The 19,896-nt window shown below is 39.0% G+C and carries 16 protein-coding genes; 12 read left to right on the top strand and 4 right to left on the bottom strand.

Annotated features, from left to right (window positions below):
• Window positions 1-36 precede the first annotated feature (36 nt).
• The 11 genes from QCQ61_RS14050 to QCQ61_RS14100 all read left to right on the top strand — a co-directional run bounded on the left by QCQ61_RS14050 (window position 37) and on the right by QCQ61_RS14100 (window position 15,350).
• On the top strand, window positions 37-570 hold the full coding sequence (locus QCQ61_RS14050) for a DUF488 domain-containing protein (RefSeq protein WP_279448275.1): 534 nt from the start codon (window positions 37-39) through the stop codon (window positions 568-570).
• A 181-nt stretch (window positions 571-751) separates the two neighbouring features.
• Entirely contained in the window at window positions 752-1,204 is a 453-nt protein-coding gene (locus tag QCQ61_RS14055) for a MarR family winged helix-turn-helix transcriptional regulator (protein WP_279448276.1), read from the top strand.
• 53 nt (window positions 1,205-1,257) lie between these two features.
• Complete coding sequence (locus tag QCQ61_RS14060) at window positions 1,258-3,666, top strand: 3-hydroxyacyl-CoA dehydrogenase/enoyl-CoA hydratase family protein (RefSeq protein ID WP_279448277.1); 2,409 nt, start codon at window positions 1,258-1,260, stop codon at window positions 3,664-3,666.
• A gap of 84 nt (window positions 3,667-3,750) precedes the next feature.
• Window positions 3,751-4,116: a four helix bundle protein gene (locus tag QCQ61_RS14065; RefSeq protein WP_279448278.1), complete on the top strand. Its 366-nt coding sequence runs from the start codon at window positions 3,751-3,753 to the stop codon at window positions 4,114-4,116.
• An 84-nt stretch (window positions 4,117-4,200) separates the two neighbouring features.
• On the top strand, window positions 4,201-5,397 hold the full coding sequence (locus QCQ61_RS14070) for an acetyl-CoA C-acyltransferase (RefSeq protein WP_279448279.1): 1,197 nt from the start codon (window positions 4,201-4,203) through the stop codon (window positions 5,395-5,397).
• A 66-nt stretch (window positions 5,398-5,463) separates the two neighbouring features.
• On the top strand, window positions 5,464-5,823 hold the full coding sequence (locus QCQ61_RS14075; protein WP_279448280.1) for a four helix bundle protein: 360 nt from the start codon (window positions 5,464-5,466) through the stop codon (window positions 5,821-5,823).
• A gap of 184 nt (window positions 5,824-6,007) precedes the next feature.
• The gene (locus tag QCQ61_RS14080) at window positions 6,008-7,819 is read left to right on the top strand and encodes an acyl-CoA dehydrogenase FadE (protein WP_279448281.1); all 1,812 of its coding nucleotides are present in this window, start codon (window positions 6,008-6,010) and stop codon (window positions 7,817-7,819) included.
• A 121-nt stretch (window positions 7,820-7,940) separates the two neighbouring features.
• On the top strand, window positions 7,941-8,804 hold the full coding sequence (locus QCQ61_RS14085; protein WP_279448282.1) for a TolB-like translocation protein: 864 nt from the start codon (window positions 7,941-7,943) through the stop codon (window positions 8,802-8,804).
• A gap of 131 nt (window positions 8,805-8,935) precedes the next feature.
• Window positions 8,936-10,285, top strand: coding sequence for a M28 family metallopeptidase (locus tag QCQ61_RS14090; protein ID WP_279448283.1), 1,350 nt, complete (start codon window positions 8,936-8,938; stop codon window positions 10,283-10,285).
• Window positions 10,286-10,401: 116 nt separating this feature from the next.
• Window positions 10,402-12,024, top strand: a complete 1,623-nt coding sequence (locus tag QCQ61_RS14095) for a M1 family metallopeptidase (RefSeq protein WP_279450275.1) — start codon at window positions 10,402-10,404, stop codon at window positions 12,022-12,024.
• Between the two features lie 35 nt (window positions 12,025-12,059).
• Window positions 12,060-15,350, top strand: coding sequence for an amidohydrolase family protein (locus QCQ61_RS14100; protein WP_279448285.1), 3,291 nt, complete (start codon window positions 12,060-12,062; stop codon window positions 15,348-15,350).
• A gap of 48 nt (window positions 15,351-15,398) precedes the next feature.
• Here the strand turns inward: QCQ61_RS14100 and QCQ61_RS14105 are convergent, their stop codons facing one another.
• Window positions 15,399-16,031 (bottom strand): fasciclin domain-containing protein, encoded by a 633-nt coding sequence (locus QCQ61_RS14105; protein ID WP_279448288.1) that lies wholly within the window; start codon window positions 16,029-16,031, stop codon window positions 15,399-15,401.
• Between the two features lie 209 nt (window positions 16,032-16,240).
• Here QCQ61_RS14105 and QCQ61_RS14110 point away from each other — a divergent pair, with 209 nt between their 5' ends.
• The gene (locus QCQ61_RS14110; protein ID WP_279448290.1) at window positions 16,241-16,618 is read left to right on the top strand and encodes a LysM peptidoglycan-binding domain-containing protein; all 378 of its coding nucleotides are present in this window, start codon (window positions 16,241-16,243) and stop codon (window positions 16,616-16,618) included.
• Between the two features lie 69 nt (window positions 16,619-16,687).
• Here the strand turns inward: QCQ61_RS14110 and QCQ61_RS14115 are convergent, their stop codons facing one another.
• The 3 genes from QCQ61_RS14115 to QCQ61_RS14125 all read right to left on the bottom strand — a co-directional run bounded on the left by QCQ61_RS14115 (window position 16,688) and on the right by QCQ61_RS14125 (window position 19,776).
• The gene (locus tag QCQ61_RS14115; protein WP_279448292.1) at window positions 16,688-18,151 is read right to left on the bottom strand and encodes a MoxR family ATPase; all 1,464 of its coding nucleotides are present in this window, start codon (window positions 18,149-18,151) and stop codon (window positions 16,688-16,690) included.
• Between the two features lie 44 nt (window positions 18,152-18,195).
• Window positions 18,196-18,552: a four helix bundle protein gene (locus tag QCQ61_RS14120; protein WP_279448293.1), complete on the bottom strand. Its 357-nt coding sequence runs from the start codon at window positions 18,550-18,552 to the stop codon at window positions 18,196-18,198.
• Between the two features lie 102 nt (window positions 18,553-18,654).
• The gene (locus QCQ61_RS14125) at window positions 18,655-19,776 is read right to left on the bottom strand and encodes a vWA domain-containing protein (RefSeq protein ID WP_279448295.1); all 1,122 of its coding nucleotides are present in this window, start codon (window positions 19,774-19,776) and stop codon (window positions 18,655-18,657) included.
• Between the last annotated feature and the right edge of the window lie 120 nt (window positions 19,777-19,896).

Genomic DNA, 19,896 nt, shown 5'->3' on the forward strand with positions numbered 1-19,896 from the left:
TTTTTATATCTTTAAAAGAAAAGCTTTCTTTTTAAAATGAAAACCATTTGGACCATAGGCCATTCCACCCGAAGCATCGACGAGTTTTTAAAATTATTGACCACCTTCAATATTAAGACACTCGTTGACGTACGCCATTATCCCGGTTCCAGAAAATTTCCGCAGTACAACAAAGACAGTTTAGAAATATCACTTCCTGAAAACGGTGTTGAGTATGAACATTTGGTAGATTTAGGGGGTCGTAGAAAACCGATGCCAGAATCGAACAACGATGCCTGGCGATTAGATTCGTTTAAAGGCTATGCAGATTATATGGAAACCGAACAGTTTAAGCAAGCGTTAAAATCATTAAAGGAAATTGCCACAGTAAAACAAACCTCAATAATGTGTGCCGAAGCGGTTTGGTGGAGCTGCCATCGCTCTTTAATTGCAGATATTTTAAAAGCAGACGGTTGGAAAGTTTTGCACATTATGGGTGAAAATAATGCAACAGAGCACCCCTACACCGCCCCCGCAAAAGTGATAAATGGGAAGTTAGATTATTCGAAGGAAAAAGAAATAAAGACGTGAGACGCGATGATGTAAGACGTGAGACTCGTGTACGTATCAGATAAAGTTTACTTCTTATATATTTAATAATTAGTCCTACGTCCTAAGTCCTACAGTTTTAAGTCAAACATTTTTCACATATACTATGCGTGCATAATAAAATTTTGTATCTTTGGTTTTCCACTTTTTTCAGGAATATTAAATGCAAGAAAAACATAAAGAGAAAACCATAGATTATATACTGCGTTCTACTTGGATAAATGTTTCAAAAATGTACAATGAAGAAGCAGGAAAAAAAGGAAGCACCATGGCCACGGGTTTTGCATTAATAAGTATAGATCCGGAAGCAGGAACACCTTCTACCGCGCTCGGACCCAAAATGGGGATGGAGGCCACCAGCCTTTCGCGGACCCTTAAATCTATGGAGCAAAAGGGATTGATAACACGCAAACCCAATCCAGATGATGGACGCGGCGTGCTCATACATTTAACGCCATTTGGAAAAGAAATGCGCGAATTTTCTAAAGGTGTTGTTTTAGGTTTTGATGAAGCGGTTCAAAAAAACGTATCGACCGAAGAACTGGAAACCTTTAAAAAAGTAGCAAATACAATAAACGAATTGATAAATTCAAAAAAAATATACGAACAAGATTAGGAACTGGAGGGCAGTATTTTACGCACTGAACTCATAATATATAACTAGAAAAAATGTCAAAAAGAAGAATTAACAAAGTAGCGGTAATCGGTTCCGGAATAATGGGAAGCGGCATAGCTTGCCATTTCGCCAATATTGGTGTGGAAGTGCTTTTGCTAGACATTGTTCCACGCGAACTTACAGATGCCGAAAAAAAGAAAGGGCTAACCCTGGAAGATAAAGTGGTGCGCAACCGTATTGTAAACGACGATTTGCAGAAAGCAATAAAAAGCAACCCTGCTCCACTCTATCACAAGGATTTTGCAAAACGAATTTCCACCGGAAATTTAGAAGACGATATATCGAAAGTAAAAACTGCCGATTGGATAATTGAAGTGGTAATTGAACGTTTGGATATCAAAAAACAAGTTTTTGAAAATCTAGACAAACACAGAAAGCCGGGCACGCTAATTACTTCCAATACTTCCGGTATTCCTATAAAATTTATGAGTGAAGGGCGAAGTGAGGATTTCCAGAAACACTTCTGCGGAACACACTTTTTTAATCCACCGAGATATTTAAAATTATTTGAAATTATTCCAGGTCCAAAAACTTCACCCGAAGTATTGGAATTCCTAAATGGTTACGGTGAAAAATTTCTCGGAAAAACTTCCGTTGTCGCAAAAGACACCCCTGCATTTATAGGAAACAGAATTGGAATCTTCGGAATCCAAAGTCTGTTTCATCAAGTGAAGGAAATGGGGCTCACCATTGAAGAAGTAGATAAATTAACCGGCCCGGTAATTGGTCGTCCAAAATCCGCAACTTTCCGTACGGTAGACGTTGTAGGTTTAGACACATTGGTACACGTTGCAAAAGGTATTTATGACAACGTACCCGATGACGAGGAGCACGGCATTTTCCAAATTCCCGGTTTTATCGATACCATGATGGAAAAAAAATGGTTGGGTAGCAAAAGCGGACAAGGTTTCTACAAAAAGGTAAAAAATGACGACGGAAGTAGCGAAATTCTATCGCTTGATCTCGATACCATGGAATATCGAAAAAGCAAAAAAGCATCTTTCGGCACTTTGGAAAAAACAAAATCGGTTGATAAAGTTACAGACCGTTTTCCAATTCTTATTAAAGGTGAAGATAAAGCTGGCGAATTTTACCGAAAAAACTTCGGCGCAATGTTCGCCTATGTTTCAAAACGAATTCCTGAAATAACCGACGAGCTTTACAAGATTGATGATGCCATGAAAGCTGGTTTTGGCTGGGATAACGGTCCATTTGAAATCTGGGATGCCGTTGGCGTTAAAAAGGGAATTGAATTAATAAAAGATTTAGGGAAAGAACCAGCCGCTTGGGTTAATGAAATGCTTGACGCTGGCGTAGAGTCATTCTATACCGTAAAAGACGGAAACACCTATTATTACGATATTCCACAGAAAAAACATGTAAAAGTTCCCGGACAGGATTCGTTTATAATTTTAGACAACATCCGTAAAACTTCCGAAGTTTTTAGAAATAACGGGGTTATAGTTGAGGATCTGGGCGACGGTATCTTAAACGTAGAATTTATAAGTAAGATGAACGCCGTAGGTGGCGACGTTTTGGCTGGAATAAATAAAGCAATTGATTTGGCCGAAAAAGATTACGACGGTTTGGTAATTGCCAATAACGGCAAAAACTTTTCAGTTGGCGCCAATATTGGAATGATATTTATGATGGCCGTAGAGCAGGAATATGATGAATTGAACGCTGCGGTAAAATACTTTCAGGATACAAGCATGCGACTTCGTTATTCGTCGATTCCCGTTGTGGTTGCGCCGCACGGAATGACATTGGGCGGAGGTTGTGAGTTTACATTACACGCAGATCGTGTGGTTGCAGCAGCCGAAAGTTACATTGGATTGGTTGAGTTTGGCGTTGGGGTTATTCCCGGCGGAGGCGGTTCTAAAGAAATGGCAATGCGTGCGAGCGATACATTTATGAAAGACGATGTGGAGTTAAACAGACTTCAGGAATATTTCCTGACCATTGCAATGGCAAAAGTTTCCACTTCGGCTTACGAAGCTTACGATACGGGAATTCTTAAAAAAGGAAAAGATATCGTAATTGTTAATCAAAACAGACAAATAGCCGCAGCGAAGGAAGTAGCGCGTTTTATGGCCGATCAAGGATATACGAAACCAATACAAAGAACCGATGTAAAAGTACTCGGAAAACAGGCCTTGGGAATGTTCCTCGTAGGGACCGACCAAATGGTTGCCGGTAATTACATTAGCGAGCACGATAAAAAAATTGCAAATAAGCTTGCCTACGTGATGGCGGGTGGTGATTTAAGCGAAGGAAGTTACGTAAGCGAGCAATATTTGCTAGATCTTGAAAGAGAAGCGTTCTTGAGCCTTACGGGTGAAAGAAAGACTTTGGAAAGATTACAACATATGATTCAGAAAGGGAAACCGTTGCGTAATTAAAAAGACTTAAGACTATATGACGTAAGATATAGGACTTAAAACCCTTTAAAACTGAGGTTTAATTTGTTAATAAATATAGAAGATATGGCTGCAAAACATAATTTTAGAAAACTTACTATTTGGAATGAAGGTATTGAATTGGCGAAAGAAACATATGCCACCACTAAAATATTTCCAAAATCTGAAACTTATGGATTGTCTAATCAGATGCAGCGATGCGCAGTATCTGTACCTTCAAATATTGCAGAAGGAACTGCTAAAAGCTCCGATAAACATTTTCTTCAATATTTAGAAACAGCTTTGGGCTCAGCCTTTGAATGGGAAACACAACTAATTATATCTTATGAAATAGGATATATTTCGGAGGAAACGTTTACACATTTAGAAACTAAAATTCAGAAAATCCAAGGAATGTTAACGCGTTTTATGGAAAGTCTGTCAAATCACTAATATAAATTTAAGACTTAAAACAAAGGATTGTATAGTTTAGTCTTACGTCCTACGTCTTACCGTCTTAAGTCAAAAATTAAAACTATGAAACAAAGAACTGCTTATATTGTTAAAGCATACAGAACCGCAGTGGGTAAAGCACCCCGCGGAGTTTTCCGTTTTAAAAGACCAGACGAACTGGCTGCGGAAACTATTAAATATATAATGAACGAATTGCCGCAACTCGACAAAAAACGAATTGACGACGTAATCGTGGGCAATGCAATGCCCGAAGCCGAGCAAGGTCTGAATATGGGTAGGTTGATTTCGTTGATGGGGCTTGATATTGTTGATATCCCCGGAATGACGGTAAACCGCTATTGCGCATCGGGATTGGAGACAATTTCAATTGCAACAGCAAAAATTCAAAGTGGAATGGCAGATTGTATAATTGCCGGTGGTGCAGAAAGCATGAGCTTTATTCCTATGGGTGGGTACAAACCTGTTCCCGACTATAAAGTTGCCAAAGAAGGTAATGAAGACTATTACTGGAATATGGGGTTAACCGCCGAAGCTGTTGCAAAAAAGTACAATGTTTCTCGTGAAGACCAAGACGAATTTGCCTATACAAGTCAGATGCGTGCTTTAAAAGCGCAAGATGAAGATCGTTTTCAAGATCAGATAGTTCCTATAGAGATTGAAGAAACTTTTGTGAATGATTCAGGTAAAAAAGAAACCAGAAAATATACGGTAACCAAAGACGAAGGTCCTCGAAAAGGAACCAATATTGAAGCACTTTCAAAACTGCGTCCTGTTTTCGCCCAAGGCGGAAGTGTAACCGCGGGTAATTCCTCTCAAATGAGCGATGGTGCAGCTTTCGCCGTTATTATGAGTGAAGAAATGGTAAAAGAGCTAAACTTAGAACCTATAGCTCGTTTAGTGAGTTATGCAGCTGTGGGTGTAGAACCCAGTATAATGGGAATCGGGCCGCTTTATGCAATTCCAAAAGCCTTAAAGCAAGCAGGTTTAAAACAGGATCAATTAGATTTAATTGAATTAAATGAAGCTTTCGCTTCACAATCCTTAGCCGTTATTCGCGGACTTGGTTTAGACAAAGAAATTGTAAATGTAAACGGAGGCGCAATCGCCATGGGGCATCCGCTAGGCTGTACCGGCGCCAAGCTGTCCGTTCAATTATTCGATGAAATGCAAAAACGAGATATGCAAGGCAAATACGGAATGGTTACAATGTGTGTGGGAACCGGGCAAGGGGCTGCGGGAGTTTACGAGTTTCTGAAGTAATTTGACTCAGGAATAAAGGGAAACAGGAACCAAGACTAAAGTACAAATAAGACTAAAAGTGAATAAATGAAACGGCATAATTTTAAAAAACTTCAAATTTGGAATGATAGTATGTCAATTATTGATCGTACCTATAAGTTTACTTGTAGTTTTCCAGATTTTGAAAGATTCGGATTGCGTACTCAAATGAACAGATGTTCAGTTTCAATGGCTTCAAATATTTCCGAAGGAAGTAGCAAGAGAACCGACACTCATTTCGCTAAATATTTAGATGATAGTTTAGGTTCAGCTTTTGAATGGGAAACACAGTTGATAGTTGCATATCGACAGAATTATATTTCCGAAGAACTTTTTAAAGAATTAGAAAAAGAAATAAACATATTGCAAAAGAAAATTTCAAAATTCATAGAAAGTCTTGATATCTAAAAAAGAATCAAGACATAAGTGAAGCTAGAAACAAGGCAAAGAAAACAGCCACAAAATTAGTGTAAAACGTACTGAGCCCTGAGTCTAAATGAAAAGGTAAAAATATTAAATAACCCGAATCAGTTTAATAACAGCACAATCTGTCCTGTTTCTTGAGTCCTGATTCCCGAATCAAATAAAAAATATGAGCACAACTGAAACAAAAAATAACGAACTTCTCCGCGGCGGACAATTTCTAGTAAAAGAAACAAAGGCCGAAGACATCTTCACACCAGAAGATTTTTCCGAAGAACAAAAAATGATGCGCGACTCTGTAAAGGAATTTGTAGATCGCGAAATCTGGCCAAATAAGGAACGTTTTGAACAACACGATTACGCCCTAACCGAAGAAATTATGCGAAAGGCTGGAGAAATGGGCCTTTTGGGGGTTGCCGTTCCTGAAGAATATGGCGGCCTTGGAATGAGTTTCGTAACAACAATGTTGGTTTGCGACTATATTTCGGGAGCAAGCGGTTCGGTGGCAACAGCTTTTGGCGCGCACACCGGTATTGGAACATTGCCAATAACCCTATACGGTACCGAAGAACAAAAGAAAAAATACGTGCCAAAACTTGCAACAGGCGAATGGTTTGGAGCATATGCCCTAACCGAACCGGGAGCAGGAAGCGATGCCAATAGCGGAAAAACAAAAGCCGTGCTTTCGGAAGATGGAAAAACATATTCCATTAACGGTCAAAAAATGTGGATTTCTAATGCAGGCTTTTGTAATACTTTCATCGTTTTTGCCAGAATTGAAGACGACAAAAACATAACCGGATTTATTGTAGAAAACGACGCTTCAAACGGAATTACATTTGGCGAGGAAGAAAAGAAATTAGGTATTCACTCCTCCTCTACCCGTCAGGTTTTCTTTAACGATACTAAAGTTCCCACAGAAAATATGTTAGGGGAACGTGGTGAAGGCTTTAAAATAGCGATGAATGCACTTAACGTTGGTCGTATTAAACTTGCTGCTGCAGGTCTTGACGGGCAACGTAGGGTAATTTCAAAAGCGGTGGAATACGCTAATGAACGAATTCAATTTGATGTGCCAATTTCATCTTTTGGTGCCATTAAACTCAAATTGGCCGAGATGGCAACCAATGCCTATGTAGATGAAAGTGCTTCGTATAGAGCCGCTAAAAATATTGAAGACAGAATCGCTCTTCGTATTAAAGCTGGTAATAGTCATCAAGAAGCCGAGCTAAAAGGCGTAGAGGAATACGCTATTGAATGTTCAATTTTAAAAGTAGCTGTTTCAGAAGACATTCAACATTGTACAGATGAAGGAATCCAGATTTATGGCGGAATGGGTTACAGTGCCGAAGCCCCCATGGAGTCTGCTTGGAGAGATGCGCGAATTACACGTATTTACGAAGGCACAAACGAAATTAACCGGATGCTTTCCGTTGGCATGCTTGTTAAAAAAGCAATGAAAGGCCACGTAGATCTTTTAGGACCTGCACAAGCCGTAGCTTCAGAATTGATGGGAATTCCTTCTTTTGAAACTCCCGATTTCTCCGAATTACTTTCCGAAGAAAAAGCAATGATTGCCAAACTGAAAAAAGTTTTTCTAATGGTTGCCGGAAGCGCTGTTCAAAAATATGGTACTGAGCTTGAAGAGCACCAACAAACATTATTGGCCGCTGCAGATATTTTAATTGAAATCTATATGGCTGAAAGTACAATTTTACGAACTGAAAAGAACGCAAAACGCTTTGGTGAAGAGTCGCAGGTAGAGCAAATTGCAATGTCTAAATTATACTTATACCACGCTGTAGATATCATTACGGTTAAGGCTAAGGAATCTATCCTCTCATTTGCAGAAGGCGACGAACAACGCGCTATGTTAATGGGCTTAAAACGATTCACTAAATATCAAAACATGCCAAATATTGGCGAATTGAGAAGAACGATTGCCGCCAAGGTAATTGCAGAAAACAAGTATCCGTTTTAAATAACCGGCTCCTAAATGTTTAAGCCGCGAATTCACAAATAAACTTTAAAGTTATTGTGAATTCGTGGTTTCCCTTTTTATGGCGCAGAGTTTGCTATTTTTGAAGAAAAACTGAATAATAATGAAAAAGCTCCTTTTATTACTTTTTATATTCGTAACCCAATTCGCTTTCACGCAAACCAACACTGAAATTTATGTATTCGATATTGCTCCTGCATACGAAGGATTAGAATTGCGCAATGCCCGAAATATTTCTAACAACGAAGGTTATGACAATCAGCCGTCATTTATATCGAACGAAACACTCGTTTTTGCGGGGAATAATGATGGGCAAACAGATATTTCGGAATACAACTTAACGTCAAAACTTCAAAAGTGGGTTAATAACAAAACCGAAGGCGGCGAATATTCACCGCAGAAATTCCCCACCAGCGAAGATTTTGCTGCCGTTAGATTAGACGAGGACGGTTTACAGCGTTTATACCGTTACAATGCTAAAACGGGTGCTTCTTCTGAAATAATTGAAGATTTACAAATTGCTTATTTTGCGTTTTATGACGACCAGAAAATAGTAGCCACCGTTCTCAATGGCGACAATCTAGATTTGGTGCTAATTAATTTGAAATCAAAAACTGCCGATACATTATTTCAAAAGGCTGGAAGGTCCCTTCAAAAGGTTCCCAAAACCGAATCGATGAGCTATACATTGGTAAATGAAGAGGGTAATTTAGATTTATACCTGCTAGATATGAACAGTTCAGAAAATTATTTCGTTACCCAGCTTCCCATCGGAATTCAAGATTACGTATGGTTAAACGACACGCAAATACTTATTGGCAGTGGCAACAAACTTTACATGTACGATACTTTGGGTAATTCTGAATGGGCTCGAGTCGCATCCCTTGAAGAATATGGATTGAAAAATATTTCGCGAATGGCGATCAGCCCTAACGGAAAAATACTGGCCGTCGTGGGGGAAGAATAGATGTAAGTTTATATAATTTCAATATGCTCGATATTGCAAACCTAACAGGTTTTTAAAACCTGTTAGGTTTTATTTTAACCACGCAGGTCTTTATTTTCTTTTTGCTATTTTTAGCCAAAATTTTCTTCCCTATGAAAATACTCTGTTTACTTCTTTTATTAATGCTCTCTTTTGCTTCTTTTTCACAAACCAGTCAGAGAACACTTTCAGACGGAAAATTGTACGATATAATAAATTCAGTTTCTTCAGAGAGAATTGAAGCCGATATAACCACGCTTGCCAACTTTGGCACCCGAAATACGTTTAGTGACACCGTAAGCAATACTCGCGGAATAGGCGCAGCCCGAAGATTTATAAAAAATGAATTTGAAACTATTTCAAAAGATTGCAATAACTGTTTAAATGTTTTTTATCAAAAATATTTCGTAAAAGCTGAAGGCAATGACCGTGTTTCCCAAGATACTTGGATTGTAAACGTGGCCGCTGTTCAAAAAGGAAGTAAATATCCAAACCGTTACATCATCATGAGCGGCGATATAGACTCCCGAAACAGCGACGGCAGCGATTTTACCAAAGATGCACCCGGCGCCAACGACAATGCCAGCGGAATGGCGGGTGCAATTGAAGCGGCACGCGTACTTTCAAATTATAAATTTGAAAGCAGTATTATTTATTTAGGATTGAGCGGCGAGGAACAGGGACTTTTTGGCGGCAAAGGTTTCGCAGACTATGCAAAAGCCCAAGACTGGGAAATCATCGGCGTTTTTAATAACGATATGATTGGAAACATTAAAGGCGTTGACGGGGTAATTAGCAATCGCGATTTTAGAATTTTTAGCGAACCCGTGCCCCCAACCGAAACAGAACACGAACGCCAAATGCGACGCTTTTACGGAGGCGAGGTAGATGGTATTTCACGTCAGCTCGCTCGTTATGTTTATAAAACCACCAAAACATATATGCCAGAAATGAACCCAATGATGATTTATCGTTTAGACCGTTTTGGCCGTGGTGGGCATCACCGTCCGTTTAACGATTTGGGTTGGGCAGGAATCAGAATTATGGAGGCCCACGAAAACTACAATCAACAACATCAGGACATACGCACCGAAAACGGCATTGAATACGGCGATAAACTAAAATTCGTAAACTTTGATTACGCCGCAAAACTAACCGCAGTAAACGCTATAAATTTAGCAAGCCTTGCCTGGGCACCACCTGCACCAAAAAATGTGGCCATTGGAGGTGTTGTAGAACCTTCAACAAAATTAAAATGGGACAAAGTTGACGGTGCCATTGGCTATAAAATCTATTGGCGGGACACCACCAGCCCCACTTGGGACCACAGCCGTTACGTAGGTAATGTTTCAGAATTTACGTTGGATGGAATAGTAATAGACAACTATTTTTTTGGGGTTGCAGCCATTGGAGAAAATGGGTTTGAAAGTGTTGTTGTTTTCCCTAATTCGGTTTTTAGGTGAAATGAACAACGTGCGCTATTTACCTCACGAAATTAAAATAGAAATGCAAAACAAATATGACAAAAATTTTAATCAAAGCACGAACCATTTCCCCCTTTGAAGGAGGATTAAGGGGGATGTGCACACTAGTGACCCTACTCCTAATTTCCACTATTTCCATTGCCCAAGAATTAACCCATGCCGACACCCTCCGCGGTAGTATAACCCCCGAACGTGCGTGGTGGGACGTTACCCATTATGATTTAAAGGTAACTGTAAACCCTTCCGAAAAAACCATTAAAGGCAGTAATACGATTACGTATAAAGTTTTAGACGAAAACGACCTTATGCAAATAGACCTGCAAAGCCCGATGACGATTGACAAAGTACTTCAAAATAAAAAGGAAATTCCAGTTACTTCCGAAGGAGATGCACATTTTTTAAAACTGCAACAAAAGCAAGAACCAGGCGAGGAAAACGAAATAACCATCTATTTTTCCGGGAAACCGAAAGTGGCCGTACGTCCGCCGTGGGATGGAGGATTTACATGGAATACAGACAGCAACGGCAATCATTTTATTGCAACTTCTAACCAAGGTATTGGTGCCAGCGTTTGGTGGCCGCTAAAAGATCATCCTTCCGAAGAAGCCGATAACGGAGTTACAATTGCAGTTACAACACCTAAAAACCTAATGGATGTTAGTAATGGCCGCTTAAAGAATGTAATTGAAAACAACGATTCCAAAACGTGGGTATGGGAAGTTGTAAACCCTATAAATAGCTATGGCGTAAATATAAATATAGGCGATTATATACATTTTGGCGAAAAGTATAAAGGCGAAAAAGGAATGCTGGACATGGATTATTACGTACTTCGTGAAAATGAAGCTAAAGCCAAAAAACAATTTAAACAAGCCCCAATGATGATGGAAGCTTTTGAACACTGGTTTGGGCCTTACCCTTTTTACGAAGACGGCTACAAACTCGTGGAAGCGCCCTATTTGGGAATGGAACACCAAAGTAGCGTAACTTATGGCAACAATTTTAAAAACGGTTATTTAGGCAGTGATGTGTCTGGTAGTGGCTGGGGAATGAAATTTGATTTTATTATAATTCACGAAAGTGGGCACGAATGGTTTGCAAATAACATCACCAATAAAGACGTAGCCGATATGTGGGTGCATGAAGGTTTTACCAGTTATTCGGAGAATATTTATTTAGATTATCACTTCGGAAAAAAAGCTTCTTCGGAATATGTAATTGGTGTTCGCAATAATGTGGTTAACGACACCCCAATTCTTGGTCGTTATTACAACGTAAATAAATCTGGCAGTAGCGATATGTATTACAAAGGTGCAAATGTGCTGCATACAGTGCGGCAATTGATTGCAGACGATGAAAAATGGCGGCAGATTTTAAGGGGATTAAATAAAGAGTTTTACCATCAAAATGTAACTACCCAGCAAGTTGAAAATTATATCAGTGACAAAAGTGGAATTGACTTATCAACCTTTTGGGATCAATATTTACGCACCACGATGATTCCCACGGTAGAATATTTAATAGATGGAAATACCTTGAAATTTCGCTATGTTGAAACGGTAGAAAACTTCAAAATGCCTATAATTGCAGTAGTCAATGAAACTGAAACTTGGATTACCCCTACCGCCCAATGGCAAACCAAGGAACTTCCTACTACAATTAAAACATTTCAGATTAAAAAAGATTTTTATGTAAATACCATACACGTGAAAAAATAAAACCCAATTGTCCAGAATATAGAATCCGAAAAACAATGAAATTACTTACAACTATTGCCCTTCTTGCCTGTTCGTTAACATTAACCGCACAAAAGAAAAACAAAAAAGACCCAGAAAAGGAAACCACCAAATGGGAAGTGGCCAATCCCGGGAAAGATTTTAATTACAAAACACATACTTTCACTACAAACGAAGGTACGTGGATGAACCTAGACGTGAGCCCAGATGGGCAAACCATCGTTTTTGATATGGTGGGCGATATTTACACTTTGCCTATCTCGGGCGGCACGGCCAAAGCCATTAGAACTGGAATTCCCTTTGAAATCCAGCCCAGATTTAGTCCCGATGGCACTAAAATTACCTTTACAAGCGATGCCGGTGGCGGAGACAATATTTGGGTAATGAACGCCGATGGAAGCGATGCAAAGCAAATTACCAAGGAAGATTTTAGGCTTTTAAACAACGCCGTTTGGAGCGCAGATGGCAAGTATTTAATTGCCCGAAAGCATTTTTCTTCAAGTAGAAGCCTGGGTGCAGGCGAAATGTGGCAATATCACAAAACTGGCGGCACAGGCTTACAACTAACAAAACGAAAAAACGACCAACAGGATGTAAATGAACCTTTTGTATCGCCAGACGGAAAATATCTGTATTACAGTGAAGATATGTACCCGGGCGGCTATTTTCAGTACAACAAAGACCCAAACAGTCAGATATATGTTATAAAGAGGTACGAATTTGAAACCGGCGAAACCAAAACTATTACCGGAGGTCCCGGAGGCGCCGTGCGACCAACAATTTCCCACGACGGCAAAAAATTGGCATTTATAAAAAGAGTACGTACCAAAAGTGTATTGTTTCTCCACGATTTAGAAACAGGGGAAGAATATCCTATTTATGATAAATTGAATAAAGATCAGCAGGAAGCTTGGGCTCTTTTCGGAGTATATCCAAATTTTAGTTGGACGCCCAACGACCAAGAAATTATTTTTTGGAGCGGTGGAAAAATCAATAAAATTGATGTTACCACTTTGGCGGTAACAGCTATTCCGTTTACCGCCGAAGTAAACATTGATTTAGCGGAAACAGTTCATTTCAACAATAAAATTGAAACCGAAACTTTTACGCCTAAAATGATTCGCCATGCTGTAACGTCGCCAGATGGCGAATTTATTGTTTTCAGCGCATTGGGTCATCTTTATAAAAAAACCTTGCCAAATGGTGAGCCAATACGATTAACGCAAAGTACCCACTTTGAATTTGAGCCCACCTTCTCCCCCAACGGAACTGATATAGTTTACGTTAGTTGGAGCGATTTGGAAAAAGGAGCCATAAATAAAATTTCGGCAAATGGCGGGACCCCGGTAAAATTGACTTCAGAAAAAGGAATTTACAGAACGCCGTCGTTTTCGCAAAACGGTACGCAAATAGTTTTCCGAAAAGAAAAAGGTAACACGGACCAAGGTTTTACTTACACCAAAAATCCCGGTATTTACACCATGAATGCCAATGGCAGTGATATAAAATTTGTAATAGACAAAGGCGAATACCCAATGTTTACGAAGGATGGAAAACGAATTTTTCTACAAACCGGCGGAACCTATTTTGGAGATATTGAAAAAAAACTAATTAGTGTAAATTTAAATGGTAATGATGAAAAAACACACCTTACCTCTAAATATGCAAATAGATTAATACCCAGCCCCGATAATGAGTGGATCGCATTTACCAACCTTCACAAGTTGTTTGTTGCACCATTGTTGCTAAATGGGCATACAATAGATTTGGACGATAAAACAAAAGCACTTCCAGTTTCCCAGCTTGCGAAAGACGCGGGAATAAATATTCATTGGTCGCCAACGAGCAAAAAAATAATGTGGACGTTGGGTGATGAATATTTTAGCAATGAACTCAAAAACCGCTTTACTTTTTTATCTGGTTCGCCTGAAAAAGTACCCGAAATAACGTTAGAAGGAACAAAAATTGGTCTGCAAGCCAAAGTTGACAAACCCAGTGGAAAAATAGCCTTTACCAATGCGCGCATCATTACTATGGAAGGCGATAATGTAATTGAGAATGGAACCATTGTAATTAATGGTAATATCATTGAAGCTATTGGTGCAGCCGATAAAGTTTCTGTTCCCGCGGGCACCAAGGTATATTCCGCAGAAGGGCAAACCATTATGCCCGGAATGGTAGATGCACACGCACACGTGGGCGCTTTCCGTTATGGGTTGCCATCGCAACAATACTGGCCGTTTATGGCAAATTTAGCTTTTGGAGTAACTACCTCGCACGATCCTTCGGCAAATACTGAAACGGTATTTACACTCTCCGAGCTTCAAAAGAGCGGACAATTAGTGGGGCCGCGTTTGTTTTCAACAGGTTTTATTCTTTACGGTGCCGATGGCGATTTTAAAGCGGTAATCAATAATTTGGAAGATGCGCGTAGCAGTATTCGCCGTACAAAAGCATTTGGTGCAAAAAGTGTAAAAAGTTACAATCAACCCCGCAGGGATCAACGCCAGCAAGTATTGCAGGCCGCCCGTGAATTAGGAATTAACGTGGTTCCAGAAGGTGGGTCAACATTTTATCACAATATTACCCAGGTAATTGATGGCCATTCCGGTATTGAACACAACATTCCGGTAGCTCCTGTTTATAAGGATATTCTGGAAATTTGGGGTGAAAGTGGCACTGGCTACACACCAACCCTAATTGTAAATTACGGCGGAATGAATGGCGAATTTTACTATTATGAACGCGATAACGTTTGGGAAAATAAAAAGCTACTTACGTTTAGTCCACGTAGTATTATAGATAGTCGCTCTCGCCACCGAATGAAAACCCCGCAGGAGGAATATAAAAACGGTCATATTTTAGTCTCTGAAACCGTGAAAAGCTTGAGTGATGCGGGAGTAAAAGTAAATATGGGCGCACACGGACAGTTGCAAGGTTTGGGTGCACACTGGGAAACGTGGATGTTGCAACAAGGCGGAATGAGCAACTTGGAAGCATTAAAGGCTGCCACCATTAATTCGGCCGAATACATTGGAGCAGGTAACGATATTGGATCGTTGAAGGTTGGCAAGCTTGCCGATTTAATTGTAATGGACAAAAATCCGTTGGAAGATATAGAAAACACCGAATCAATAAAAATGGTAATGATAAACGGCAGATTGTACGATGCCGCGACCATGAATGAAATAGGCAACAATCCTAAAGAACGTTTGCCATTTTTCTGGGAAATGGACAATTACAACCAAGCATTTCCGTGGCATCAAGAAACGCACGGTTTTATGGATGGTGGTTGTAGCTGTCATTAATAAAAAAAGCCCCAAACTGGGGCTTTTTAATTTATATATAATATTGAGTTACATTTTTGGCATTAGCACTTTATCAATTACGTGTACTGTACCGTTAGACGCTTCCATATCAGCACTTGTTACTGTAGCTGTATTTCCTTTGGCATCTTTAATCATCACTTTACCTCCTTTTTCGGATAAAGTTAAAACTTCACCGTTTAAAGTAGTAACCTCTAACTTGTTATTAGCTTCCTTAATTTTCGCCAATACGTCGGCAGCAGGCAATTTACCTTGAAGTACGTGGTACTTTAATAAACCTTGAAGCTGCTCTTTGTTTTCTGGCATCATTAAATTATCCATAGTTGCCTTGGGTACTTTATTAAAAGCTTCATTAGTTGGAGCAAATACGGTGTACTCGCCTTCAGATTTTAACGTCTGTGCCAAATCGGCTGCTTGAAGTGCGCTAACCAATGTTGATAAATCTGAATTACCCATCGCTTTTGCAGCAATTGAATTGGCTTCCATTTCTGCCATTTTAGCTTGGTTATCGGCTTCAATTTGCATTAATGAATCCTTTTCGCGCTCCATACGCATCTGTTCTGCTTGTGCTTGCGCTTCAGCTTCTTTCTTTTTCGAGTCTTCACAGCTTGCAAAAAGCATTGTTACTACTGCAAGAGACATTACAATTGTTTTTAGTTTCATAATAGTTTTTGTTGATTTAAAGTTTTGCATCAAAGATATTTCAAGTGCCGGTAACTTTTTCACAATTGAGATTAATCTTTAGTTAAATATTTTGTAAATTTTCAAGAAGAAGTTCAATATAACACCCCTATTACTAAAGTTTTGCTAATTCAGAAATTGGAAGCCATAAAATACTATCTTTAATAATTAATTTTTAAATTTTTTACAAAATGATCAAATCAAAATACCAAAGTGTTCTCGATTTAGGAGAAAAACTGAACATCCAAAATGGCGATGTAAAAGAAGAAAACGGCCAACTAAAAGTTTGGGGTACAGCTAAAAATCAATACGAAAAAAATCTTCTTTGGGATGAAATTAAACGTGTGGGTGGCGAAAATCCAACCGATATAATGGCAGATATTAAAGTTGCCGATACTTCTGCCTTTGCCCACCATACCGTAAAAAGCGGTGAATCGCTTAGTAAAATTGCAAAACAGTATTACGGCAATGCCAATAAATACAATGCTATTTTTGAAGCCAACAAAGGAAAGTTGAAGTCTGCAGATTTAATTCATCCTGGAGACGAGTTGGTTATTCCGAATATTTAATATTTCTTACTATAAAAAACCGCCAGCTTTGTATAGTTCTGGCGGTTTTTTATTTATTGAAATTTTCAATTAAAGTTTGCTTATATAACTTCCGTATAAATCCTTGAAGTGCAAACCATTGCCTACACTGAATTTGCTCAGTTTTTTATTTTCGGCCAATGCCCACAAAACAACTTCTTTTAAAAAATAACTATCATTTTTTGAGGTCTCGGGCTGGTATTTTTCTATCAATTGTTGCAATGGAATAATTCGGTCCAGTTCATTCTTATATTCCTCATCGGAATAGGAATCTAGCAATTCAAAATCATTCTCCTCAAAAAACCAAGCAACTATTTCGGTATACGGGTCTGGATCATTTTCCTTGGTTAGCTTTTCAATTTTTGGAAACTTATTCTTAAAAATAGTATCCACGGCATCGGCAATTAACTGTTGTGCAACCTGCGAAACGCCTTCCTGCTCTCCTTCATAAACCAATTCAATCTTCCCGGTGATGGATGGAATAATACCTACAAAATCGCCTAACCGCACGCTGGTATTTTCTTCGCCATTGTGAAGGGCTCGTCTTTCCGCCGTGCTCAATAGATTCTCAAAGGCGGTAATACTTAATCGGGCACTTACCCCACTTTTGGCATCTATAAAATCATTTTCGCGGGCCTCAAAACTTATCTGTTCTAAAATATCCTTGGCCAAATCGGGCACATAAACATTTTCTTTAGCTTTAATGGCCTCGGCAGTTTCCTGTTCCGTAATCGTTCGGGCTGTTTCAATATCCTCGGGATAATGCGTTAAAATCTGGGAGCCAATTCTATCTTTTAGCGGTGTAACAATACTTCCGCGATTGGTATAATCTTCTGGATTGGCGGTAAAAACAAATTGAATATCCAGCGGCAAGCGTACGGCAAAACCGCGAATCTGAACGTCGCCTTCCTGCAAAATATTAAAAAGTGCCACTTGAATTCGCGGTTGTAAATCGGGCAATTCATTAATTACGAAAATGCAACGATTACTTCGCGGAATCATTCCAAAATGAATCACACGATCATCAGCGTAAGTCAGTTTTAGATTTGCCGCTTTTATGGGGTCAACATCGCCAATAATATCGGCAACTGTTACATCTGGCGTTGCAAGTTTTTCTGAAAAACGATCGTTGCGGTGAAGCCAACTAATTGGCGTATCGTCTCCCTTTTCTTGCATTAAATTTTTGGCATAACGCGAAATTGGGTTAAAAGGATCGTCGTTAATCTCACTGCCTTCAACAACGGGAATATACTCGTCCAAAAGCCCAACCATTTGGCGTGCCAACCGGGTTTTTGCTTGCCCGCGAAGTCCTAATAGATTGATGTTGTGTTTTGAAAGGATTGCGCGCTCCAACTCAGGGATTACGGTAAGTTCGTAGCCGTGAATACCTACGAAGGGCGTTTCTTTCTTCATTATTTTTTGAAGTAGATTCCTACGCAATTCTTCTTTGATTGATTTTGATTCGTAACCTGCTTTTTTTAGGTCGCCGAAGGTTTTAATTTTTTCTATTTTCATAAGTTTTATTAGATATAAGAGAAAAGAAGAAAGATAAAAGACTACTAACGCAATGTTTTTTGAAAACCTGAGGTCATCATTTGCAATTCTGTTATATTATTTTCCAACTTTTCCAATTCTGCATCATTAATATATTTTTTGTGATGTGCGATTAATAATTGAGTACTTAATTCATAAGATGATCCCAAAGAAATATCTAGAAAATGATTAAAAGATTTATCGGTTCGGGAAGATCCCTCTGCGATATTACTTGGAATTGAGATTGAACATCGACTCATTTGAGAAGTCAAGTTATACTGTTCTTTCTGCGGAAAAGCTTCTAAGATATCCGATGTATCAAAAGCAATATTCAAGGCCTTCTGCCATATTTTTAAATTTTTATAATTGTGTTTGATTTTCATAGGATGCATATTTTAGAATTAAATAAATCTGTTTTTCACTTTTTCTTTCCTCTTTATTCTTTCTTCTTTATTCTTTCCTCTTTATTCTTTCTCCTTTATTTTTCAACGCAATCGTTTTGTTCTGTTGGTTTCATAATCACTAAAAATCATTTCGCCCAAACCTTTTAATCCTGTGTAAAAAGCTTTGCCTTTATTGGCTGCGGTAAATTCTTCTACAAACTGCATTAAATAAGGGTCTTCAGCAATCATAAAAGTTGTAATCGGGATGTGAAGTTTTCGCGCTTGCGCAGCCATGGAGTAACATTTATTCACAATATAACTGTCCAGACCATTGCTGTTTTTATAATAGCGCCCATTGGGAAGCCTTACACAACTTGGCTTGCCATCGGTTATCATAAAAATCTGTTTATTGGTGTTTCGTTTTCTTCGCAATAAATCCATTGCCAATTGAAGTCCCGCAACCGTATTTGTGTGATACGGCCCCACATTTAAATACGGCAAATCCTTAATTTTAATGGGCCAGGCATTGTTTCCGAAGACTAAAATATCCAACGTATCTTTTGGGTAGCGCGTGGTAATAAATTCTGAAAGTGCCATCGCCACCTTTTTTGCGGGCGTTATGCGATCTTCGCCGTAAAGAATCATGCTGTGGCTTATATCAATCATCAGCACTGTACTCATCTGGGTTTTATACATGGTTTCTTCAACCACCAAATCGTTTTCAGACAGTGTAAAATCGCCCAAACCGTGATTTATCTGTGCGTTTTTAAAACTTTCGGTCATTGAAATTTGTTCCAGCGAATCGCCAAAACGGTAGTCGCGAAACTCGCCGGCTTGCTCATCTCCCCTACCCGTTTGTTTTGTTCGGTGGTTGCCTGCCCCGCTTTTTCGGAGTTTCCCGAAAATTTGTTCCAAAGCCCGCTTCCGGAGTGCTCTTTCGGTTTTTTCGGTGATTGCCAAACCGCTTTTACCATCAATTTTAATTTCTTCGCGCAGGTAGCCTTTCTTTTTTAAATCTTCCACAAAATCGTCTAAAGTATAATCGTCTGTAGTAAGATTATATTCTTCATCTAACTGCTTTAGCCAGTCCATCGCTTCATCAAAATCACCGGAGGTATGGGTAATTAGTTCCTGAAAAACATCAAAAAGTTTCTCGAATGGCGATTGGTCTTTGGGAGTGTGTTTTGTGAAAATAAATCCGCTCTTTGCCTCTTTTCTATTCATAATCTAAAAATAAAACAATCCTTGTTTAAAAAAAAAGTCGAAACGTTAAACTCCTACCAAAAAAAGCGATTTATGAAATAAAAAATTTAATGTGAGCAAAATAAAAATTCAGTAGATTTG

Origin of the sequence: Aequorivita marisscotiae, assembly GCF_029814825.1 — a bacterium.
Taxonomy (GTDB): domain Bacteria; phylum Bacteroidota; class Bacteroidia; order Flavobacteriales; family Flavobacteriaceae; genus Aequorivita; species Aequorivita marisscotiae.

Excerpts from the sequence above, each read along its gene's own strand:
- QCQ61_RS14105 (WP_279448288.1), bottom strand. The coding sequence starts at position 16,031 with ATGAAACTAAAAACAATTGTAATGTCTCTTGCAGTAGTAACAATGCTT.
- QCQ61_RS14110 (WP_279448290.1), top strand. The coding sequence starts at position 16,241 with ATGATCAAATCAAAATACCAAAGTGTTCTCGATTTAGGAGAAAAACTG.
- QCQ61_RS14090 (WP_279448283.1), top strand. The coding sequence starts at position 8,936 with ATGAAAATACTCTGTTTACTTCTTTTATTAATGCTCTCTTTTGCTTCT.
- QCQ61_RS14125 (WP_279448295.1), bottom strand. The coding sequence starts at position 19,776 with ATGAATAGAAAAGAGGCAAAGAGCGGATTTATTTTCACAAAACACACT.
- QCQ61_RS14070 (WP_279448279.1), top strand. The coding sequence starts at position 4,201 with ATGAAACAAAGAACTGCTTATATTGTTAAAGCATACAGAACCGCAGTG.
- QCQ61_RS14120 (WP_279448293.1), bottom strand. The coding sequence starts at position 18,552 with ATGAAAATCAAACACAATTATAAAAATTTAAAAATATGGCAGAAGGCC.
- QCQ61_RS14080 (WP_279448281.1), top strand. The coding sequence starts at position 6,008 with ATGAGCACAACTGAAACAAAAAATAACGAACTTCTCCGCGGCGGACAA.
- QCQ61_RS14100 (WP_279448285.1), top strand. The coding sequence starts at position 12,060 with ATGAAATTACTTACAACTATTGCCCTTCTTGCCTGTTCGTTAACATTA.
- QCQ61_RS14065 (WP_279448278.1), top strand. The coding sequence starts at position 3,751 with ATGGCTGCAAAACATAATTTTAGAAAACTTACTATTTGGAATGAAGGT.
- QCQ61_RS14115 (WP_279448292.1), bottom strand. The coding sequence starts at position 18,151 with ATGAAAATAGAAAAAATTAAAACCTTCGGCGACCTAAAAAAAGCAGGT.
- QCQ61_RS14060 (WP_279448277.1), top strand. The coding sequence starts at position 1,258 with ATGTCAAAAAGAAGAATTAACAAAGTAGCGGTAATCGGTTCCGGAATA.
- QCQ61_RS14075 (WP_279448280.1), top strand. The coding sequence starts at position 5,464 with ATGAAACGGCATAATTTTAAAAAACTTCAAATTTGGAATGATAGTATG.
- QCQ61_RS14095 (WP_279450275.1), top strand. The coding sequence starts at position 10,402 with ATGTGCACACTAGTGACCCTACTCCTAATTTCCACTATTTCCATTGCC.
- QCQ61_RS14050 (WP_279448275.1), top strand. The coding sequence starts at position 37 with ATGAAAACCATTTGGACCATAGGCCATTCCACCCGAAGCATCGACGAG.
- QCQ61_RS14055 (WP_279448276.1), top strand. The coding sequence starts at position 752 with ATGCAAGAAAAACATAAAGAGAAAACCATAGATTATATACTGCGTTCT.
- QCQ61_RS14085 (WP_279448282.1), top strand. The coding sequence starts at position 7,941 with ATGAAAAAGCTCCTTTTATTACTTTTTATATTCGTAACCCAATTCGCT.